Origin of the sequence: Streptomyces sp. UNOB3_S3 (assembly GCF_020740895.1) — a bacterium.
In the GTDB taxonomy this organism is placed as follows: Bacteria; Actinomycetota; Actinomycetes; order Streptomycetales; family Streptomycetaceae; genus Streptomyces.
This window is the reverse complement of sequence record NZ_JAILXP010000356.1, coordinates 1-7,259: the sequence shown is the minus strand read 5'-3', so window position 1 is coordinate 7,259 and position 7,259 is coordinate 1. Positions and strand designations below refer to the sequence as shown.

10 protein-coding genes are annotated in these 7,259 nt (G+C 72.0%); all 10 read left to right on the top strand.

Annotated features, from left to right (window positions below; all coding sequences use genetic code 11):
* Positions 1-191: 191 nt before the first annotated feature.
* Positions 192-539 carry a hypothetical protein gene (locus K6I33_RS28640; protein WP_229357442.1) on the top strand — a complete coding sequence of 116 codons (348 nt, stop codon included), beginning with the start codon at positions 192-194 and terminating at the stop codon, positions 537-539.
* Between the two features lie 111 nt (positions 540-650).
* Positions 651-1,907 (top strand): MFS transporter, encoded by a 1,257-nt coding sequence (locus tag K6I33_RS28635; RefSeq protein ID WP_229357441.1) that lies wholly within the window; start codon positions 651-653, stop codon positions 1,905-1,907.
* A gap of 26 nt (positions 1,908-1,933) precedes the next feature.
* On the top strand, positions 1,934-2,431 hold the full coding sequence (locus tag K6I33_RS28630) for a hypothetical protein (RefSeq protein ID WP_229357440.1): 498 nt from the start codon (positions 1,934-1,936) through the stop codon (positions 2,429-2,431).
* 114 nt (positions 2,432-2,545) lie between these two features.
* Positions 2,546-2,986 (top strand): hypothetical protein, encoded by a 441-nt coding sequence (locus tag K6I33_RS28625; protein WP_229357439.1) that lies wholly within the window; start codon positions 2,546-2,548, stop codon positions 2,984-2,986.
* A complete protein-coding gene (locus tag K6I33_RS28620; protein WP_229357438.1) occupies positions 2,983-3,750 on the top strand; it encodes a tetratricopeptide repeat protein in 768 nt (255 codons plus the stop codon). Before K6I33_RS28625 ends, K6I33_RS28620 begins: the two co-directional genes overlap by 4 nt.
* 251 nt (positions 3,751-4,001) lie before the next feature.
* Positions 4,002-4,604, top strand: coding sequence for a hypothetical protein (locus K6I33_RS28615; RefSeq protein ID WP_229357437.1), 603 nt, complete (start codon positions 4,002-4,004; stop codon positions 4,602-4,604).
* Between the two features lie 27 nt (positions 4,605-4,631).
* Positions 4,632-5,327, top strand: a complete 696-nt coding sequence (locus tag K6I33_RS28610) for a hypothetical protein (protein ID WP_229357436.1) — start codon at positions 4,632-4,634, stop codon at positions 5,325-5,327.
* A 27-nt stretch (positions 5,328-5,354) separates the two neighbouring features.
* The gene (locus tag K6I33_RS28605; RefSeq protein WP_229357435.1) at positions 5,355-6,116 is read left to right on the top strand and encodes a hypothetical protein; all 762 of its coding nucleotides are present in this window, start codon (positions 5,355-5,357) and stop codon (positions 6,114-6,116) included.
* A complete protein-coding gene (locus tag K6I33_RS28600; RefSeq protein ID WP_229357434.1) occupies positions 6,113-6,790 on the top strand; it encodes a hypothetical protein in 678 nt (225 codons plus the stop codon). Before K6I33_RS28605 ends, K6I33_RS28600 begins: the two co-directional genes overlap by 4 nt.
* A 15-nt stretch (positions 6,791-6,805) precedes the next feature.
* On the top strand, positions 6,806-7,195 hold the full coding sequence (locus K6I33_RS28595) for a hypothetical protein (protein ID WP_229357433.1): 390 nt from the start codon (positions 6,806-6,808) through the stop codon (positions 7,193-7,195).
* Positions 7,196-7,259: the final 64 nt, after the last annotated feature.

The following is a 7,259-nucleotide window of genomic DNA, read 5'->3' as shown; positions in this document are numbered from 1 at the left end:
CCCCAACACACTGCCCGCCACAGTCTGACGGGCCGCCGCAGCCGAATCGCACAGGCCGCCGCCACGCCGTCGCCCCAGCGGCCCCCGGTCTGCGGCACTTCGCCCGGCGCTCGGCCGACCCCGCCCCAGCCCACGTACGCACCGGCCGTCGGGACGGCGCAGTACTCAGCTCCTGGACGGAGCAGATGAGCATGAGCGGCGATCCGATCCGCATCGCCCGAGGACCCGGCGGTGAAGTGGAAGTCGACGGCGTCGTGGACTCCTTCGCCGCCGGCATCGCGGCCCGCGCCGGGTTCGTGTCCTTGCCGACTTTGTATGGCTCCTGGGTCCGGTTGCCATTTGATATGGGCCGCGCCTGGGAGAACGAACGCGCCAGCTGGGCCGCCGACATGCTCACCGCCGCCCGCTATCAGGTCGACCTCGACCCGAGCCTGCGTCCGGCCGGCAGCACTTCACCGTCACGGGCCTCCCGCCGCACCAAGACGGCGATGGCCGCTCAGCCATCGCCCCCGGACGCCAGCAGGCGCCACCGCCGCTGATCGCCGACGCCCGCCGACACCGCGCCCCGGGGCCGCCCTCCCGCAGCGCCGCCCATAGCCCCCGGCACCGCTCGGGGACGCGCCGACGCCCACCACGGAAAGCACCACGCGTTGACCACGAACAACCGCCCGACCACGTCCCCCGGCTCCCGCCCTGTGCTGGCTCACCAGCACGTTGCGCGCCTTCTTCTGGGCACCCTGGTCGGGCGCCTGCCCAACGGCATGGTCCCTGTCGCCATCCTCCTGCTGGTCGCAGCCCAGGGCGGATCCCTGTCGCTGGGCGGTTCCCTGTGTGCCCTGTATGGTCTGGCGTCTGCTGTCGGGCAGCCGTTCCTGGGCCGGATGGTCGACCGGCGCGGCCAGACCCTGGTCACGTCGACGGCCGTGGTCCTCACCAGCGCGTGTCTCGTGCTTCTGCCGGTGATCGACGCCGCTGCGCAGCCCGGCGTGGCGGCCGGACTCGTCGCGTTCGCCGGGCTGAGCAATCCGCCGTTGGAGGCCGGTCTGCGGGCGTTGTGGCCGCAGGTGCTGCCCGACCCGGAACGGCAGCGCGCCGCCCTGGCCCTGGACACCGGCGCCCAAGGGCTGATCTATGTCGCCGGACCTCCGCTGGTGGCCGCCCTCGTCGCCGCCACCGGCCCGAACACCGCGATGACCGTCACTGCGGTGCTCGGCCTGATCGGTGCGGCCGTCGTCCTGACCTCGTCGCCGTCACGAACCTGGACGCCCGCGTCCGTTCCCGGGTCCGGGGCGTTCGGTCCGCTGCGGCATCGCGGCCTACTGCTGCTCTTCGTCGCCCTGACCGGTGCCGGCTTCGCGCTGGGCGCCATGAACGTATGGGCCGTGGCCATGGCCGACCGGTACGAGGTGGGCCTGCTGTCCGGGCTGATCCCCGCCGCGCTGTCCACGGGAAGCCTCGTCGGCGGGCTCCTCTACAGCCGGCGGACCTGGTCCGGCTCCGTCACCACCCAGCTCACCGTCGCCGCCGCGGCTTTCGCGGCCGGGTGGCTGCCGCTGATGACCGTCCCCGGGCCGATCGCGGCGACCGCCTTCACCGCGCTGCCGGGCCTGTTCCTCACCGCGCTGATCACCAGCGCCTTCCTGACCGTGGACGCACTCGCCCCGGCCGGCACCACGACCGAGGCGTACGCCTGGTTGATCGCCTCGGTCGGCACCGGCCAGGCCGCCGGGACCGCCCTGGCCGGCGCCCTGGCCACGCAGCCCTTCACCTGCTCGGCGCTCCCGGCGGCAGGCGCCGCCACCTGCCTCGCCGTGCTCGTCGGCGCCCGCCGCCGGATCGCCTTGCCCGGGGCGGTCCGCCGTCGCGGCCGACACCGGCGCGTTCCCGCTCACGCCACCCGCCCCTGACCCGCTCTCACCAAGGAAACCCGTATATGACTGTCCGAAAGACCTGGAACATTGCCCATAGCTGTGGGCACAGCGTGGATCACGACCTGTCGAACCGCCCGGCGGACAAGCGCGCCAGCTTCGCCCGCTGGCTCGCCGGAAAGGACTGCACCGACTGCTGGAAGGCCGCCCGGGACGGCGACAGTGCCGGCAAGGAAGAGTGGCTCGCCGCCAAGCGCGCCGAGGAGCAGCAGGCCGCCGCCGCGTGGGCGCAGCAGTTCCAGATGCCGCCGCTGGAGGGCCCCGCCAAGGCCCTGGACTGGGGCGAGCGCTCCCGCCACCAGCTGGTGACCACCGCCTACACCGCCCTGGTCACTGAAGGCTCTTGGGATGAGGCGGACTGGGCCGAGCTGGAGGAGAAGGTCCGCACCGTCACGCGCGCCGGCTGGTGGATCGACCAGCGGGATGCCGAGGCCCTGGATCTGCCCGAACTCCTGGACGCGGCCACCGACGACGACCGTGGCACGGAGAACCCGTTCCAGTAAACGTGCGAGCGGTCTTATACCGGGGGATCCCCGGTTAGCGAAACCGGGGATCCTCCAGACCATTGAATCCTCCCCACCACCACCCCATGCCGTTCGTGGAAGGAATTCACTGCTGTGCCCGACGCCGCACCCCGCCCCCCGAGCATCCCCGCCATCTGGGCACCGGTCCTCGATCGCCTCACCCCCGAGCGCGACATCACCCACGCGCACTTCCGCCCCGGCGAGCAGGTCGTCATCGTCAAGGGCGTCGCCGACGGCGACCTGTGGGGCGACGCCATGACGGTCGTCACCCCCTCGTGGCACACCGCGACCGACGAGGACGGCTGGCGGCTGCGCAACCCCAACGGCGGCCAGCGCACCTACATCACCGCCCACCCCCGCTACCTGGTCCACCTCTCCCGCCGCTGCCCTGACTGCCTGATCCACCACCGTGCCCTGAAGGAGCTCCTGCTGCCCGCGCACCGGGAAGCGACCGGCATCATCGACTGCGGCTGGTACACCGTGACCGCCCTGAACCAGCTGGTCCACATCGACGACGCCCGGCACGGCCGATGACCGAACGCACTGCTGTTCTTGAGCAGGTTCGTGCCACCACGGCTGCTGCCGCTGCTTCCGGCGACGCGTGGCCGGATGTCCTGGTCGGGCTCCTGACCGAGATCAACGCGACCTGGCAGGAATCCGCCGACGCGTGCGCCGACCTTGCCTGGCAGGCCCGCACCACAGGGAGCAGCGCCCTGCTCGTGCTGCGGCCCGAGCAGATCACCTCCCCCGGGCCCGATCCGGTCACCGCCCGTGCGCACCGGCATCTGTATCTGGCCGGTCTGCGCTACGACTTCCGCTGTCCCAGCATCGAGGCGCTCGTCCACCGCATGCCGCCGTCGGTCGTGGACCGTCTGGACGCCTACAGCCGTGCCATGTGGGCCTTCGCTCTCCTTGGTCAGTCCCGTACGGACGGCTTCGTGCTGATGGACGAGGTGTTGGTGGAAGCCGGCGACCACCCGAAGACCCTGCAGGTGCTGCTTCACGGGCTGTGGCTCGGGCACCGCCTTCCCGGCCGTGAGGAGCGCATGCTCCGGCTGCTGGACCTACCGCCCTTCGCCGGACGCGCGGACCCGATCGCTCTCTTCCGCAAGGCTGCCGCCCTGCGCGGCCTGGGTAACTACCGCAAGGCCCTGGAGGCTATTGACCAGGCGCTCGACCTGTTGCCGCCCGGCGACCCGGCCGTCCATGCCGATCTCGTCCGCGAACGCTCCTTGATCACAGCAGCACACGACTGGGCACGCCTGGCCCGGACGTCCGACGCCTCGGCCCAGCGGTGATCGCGCTCGTCCACCGGCCGTGCAGATCCTTCACCGGAGCCGTCTTCGAAGTCCTCGGCCACGCTCTCGATCCGGAAGGGGATCTGGCCGGCGACACAATCCTCGCCCACTCCTCCAGCCTCGCCGAAGCCGATAGGAATCCGGATCCGCCACGCTGGTCCGGCAGGGACATCGCAGTGCACCTCGCGGCCCCCGCCCGTCGGCACGCGCAAAGCCGACAGCCGGAGCAGCCGTTCGTTTTTCATCTCTCCGTGCGCCTTCACCCTGACGACCGCGTACTGACGAGGGCGGAGTGGTCGGAGATCGCTCACCGGCTCGCCCGTACCACCGGCATCACACCGCCAGGGGACGAGCGGGCGTGCCGCTGGATCGCCCTCGCGGCCGGGCCCCGCCGTGTTCATCTGCTGGCCAGCCTCGTCCGGGAGGACGGCACCCGGGCCCGCCTTCCGTACCGGCTGCCCGCGCATCTTCTGTCCGAGTCCCGCCGCATCGCCCGCGACCTCGGACTCCAGGCCCCTGGGGGTACCGCGGACGGTCCGCAGAGGGGCCGGGGGTCCGCGATCGCCGGCCCGGCCCAGGCGACGCTGTTGCACCGACTTACGGAGGAGAGCAGCGGGCCGCTGGCGAATGTCCGGCGGCTCGTCGAACAGGCGGCGTACCAGGTTGCCGGCCTTCCCGACGGCCAGGGTGGCGATACCGGCCGTCGCCTGGAGTGGGTCGCCCGGCGGCTGTACGCCGTGCAGGAGGATCTCCAGGCGACTGCCTCCGGCTTGGGCCAGAGCGCCCAACGCCAGCCTGTCGCCTCTCCGGTTCCGGTGACAGCACCCGCCGTCCCGGCCCACCGCTCCCGCTGACCTCCCCTCTCCAGAAAGACCCCCTTCTTGGCCCTCGCCGACCGTTTGCTCACCCTGCGGCGCGACGTGCACTCGGGTGAAGTCCTCGCCCGGGGCGGCGATCCGGAGGCGCACAGCGTCCTCGAGCGCACCGGCTTCGTGCCCGTCGTCCGTCTCCACGAGCACTACCACCGCCTGCCCACCGGGCTCGATCCGGCCGAGGAAGCCCGCATCGCCACCCGGGCTGTCGCCCGGCTCAAGGCCGTCGGCTACTACATCGACTGCGACCCGGCCTTCGACACCGAGCGCCGCGAGCCTCACTACCTCACCCTCGGCGCCCAGGTCGTGGCTATCGCCGACCGTATCCGCCGGGCGGAGAGGACCGAGGACGCCGCCGACGCCCTGACGGAACTGACCGCCGCCCACGACGGCATCCTCAACGCACTGCACGAAGTCCTCACCGCCACCGCCGACTTCTACCAGGACCTCGGCCAGAGCGCCGATCCATACCATGCCAAGCGGCTGCGCTACCTCGCCGCCGAGCGCCTCGGCGTCATCGCCTCCGACCTGCGCGGCATCCGCAACGACCTCGCCGACCGCCACGCTCCCCACCCGCAGCGGGCCGCGTGCGACAGCGAAACGCCGAGCACTGAGCGGGAGGCGTCCGCCGTGTGCGCCTGCCCTCCCCCGCCATCCCGCGTCCCCTCCCTGCCGTCCGTAGTGGCCGGTGGACGCCGACGCTGAAATTCCCGCCTCCGTCCCGAGGAGAACATGCCCGACCCCACCGACACCCACGACCTTGAGTCGTTCGCCCACGTCCTCGCCGGCGAACTTCCCGGCAACTGGACCAGCGAGTACCACCGTCACGCCGAGTACGCCGACCAGTTCCCCGTCTCCGAGGACGTGTGGGACATGAACCTGGTCTCCGGCGCCATCGCCAAGTACGTCCTGGGGCATGACGCCGTCCTCACCCGCGACGACGGCGCCCGCCTCTACGTCACCGGCCGTCCGGGCCACCCGGACGAGTACCTCGTTGGCGCCATGGCCCCGCCCGGCTTCGACCCGAAGGCGTTCCGAGGTGTCCGCGAGCCGGACGGCATCGCCGTGCCCGACGACCCGTTCCGCGCGGCGGACGACATCGCCACCGACCTGCTGCCGCGGTACGACAAGGCCGTCGCCCAGGTCCAGCACAACGCCGCCCACCCCCGTCCGCTGGCCCCCGCTCCGGCACCGGAGCCGGAGCGCGTGGTGATGACCTGGTTCGGCGACGGCATGCTGGCCGCCAAGCCCGACAGCCCGCAGGCCGTCAAGGCCCTGCACGACAACGGCTTCGTCTACGACCCGCGCGAGCAGGCATTCGTCCTGGCCGGCGACGACACCACCCTCCAGGCCCAGGCCGTACGCGCTGCCGGGGCCCAGCTGGCCGCCCACGGCATCGGCGTCATTCTGCGCCACCCGCCCAGTCGGCCAGCGCTGGAGACCACGGCTCCCCCGCCCGCGCAGCCCGCCAAGCCGAACACCCGCGCCCGGTGAGCACCGCCACCGCCGACGGGGAGCCGCGGTTCTTCGTCCTGGACTACATCACCATCACCCGGGACCCGCGCACCCAGCTCGTCGTCGCCATCGGCGGGGACAACAAGGCAGCGGGCATCCTGCAGACGCTCGGCGGCTTCGTCTCCGCGCCCGGGCCACGCGGCCCCTACCACCGCCAGCCTCATGACCTGCCCGTCGACCAGCAGCGTCGCGGCGCCACCGCGGCCGCTCACGGCCTGCTGCTGGCCGGGTTCAGCGTCCATCTCGACCCGTCGCTGAACACCCTCGCCACCCCGGACGGCGACCGTCAAGCAGCCCTGCGCTACCTCGACGAGCTCGCCGAGCGCGCCCGGCAGGCCACCAACGACCGCGAGGTCGCGGCCGTCCTGACCGAGATCACCGCACCCCACGACGGCCTGCTACACCGCCTCACCCAGACCCTCGTCGCCACCTGGGCCCCCTGGACACAGCGCCTGGAGGCGGCCGGGCAGAACCGCGCTCTCACGGAACAGCTGATGCACGCCACGAGCAGGCTCTCCAGCCACGCCCGGGTCATCGAGACCATCCGCGACCAGGCCGCGACCCGACCCACACAGCAGGCTCCGGCCTCCGCGCCGACCACCCTCCCGGCCGAGCCCCGCAACACGGGTAAGCGCGCCAAGTCTCTTCACTGAACAGGAGGATCACGTTTGGGAAGCCTTGCTGACGAAACCGGCAACGACGTCGAGATCTACCGCCGTCCCTTCGACGAGACGATCTACGTCGACAGCGGCAGCGCACCGACCGAGGCACTGCTTGCCCTGCTGGACGACCTTGGCTTCGAGCGTCGCACCGCGGCTATCTACGTCTGGCACGAGGTCCCCGAGCACTTGCCGGAGGCAGAGCAGAGGAAGCTCGCCACGCGCGCCATCCCCACGCTGCTCACCGCCGGATACCGCGTCAACATCCACCCCGGCCTTTTCGACGAAGCCACTTACCGCAACGCCGTGGCCGAACTTCGCAAGCAACGCGCCACGCCGACAACGGCCCGCACCACCGCCCGGTCTCCGGCCACGGCCACAACGCGCCGTCGTACCTGAACCACCGGCCGGCCCCCGCCACAGAGCCGGGGCCAGCGGCCACCCACCCCGCACACATCCGGAG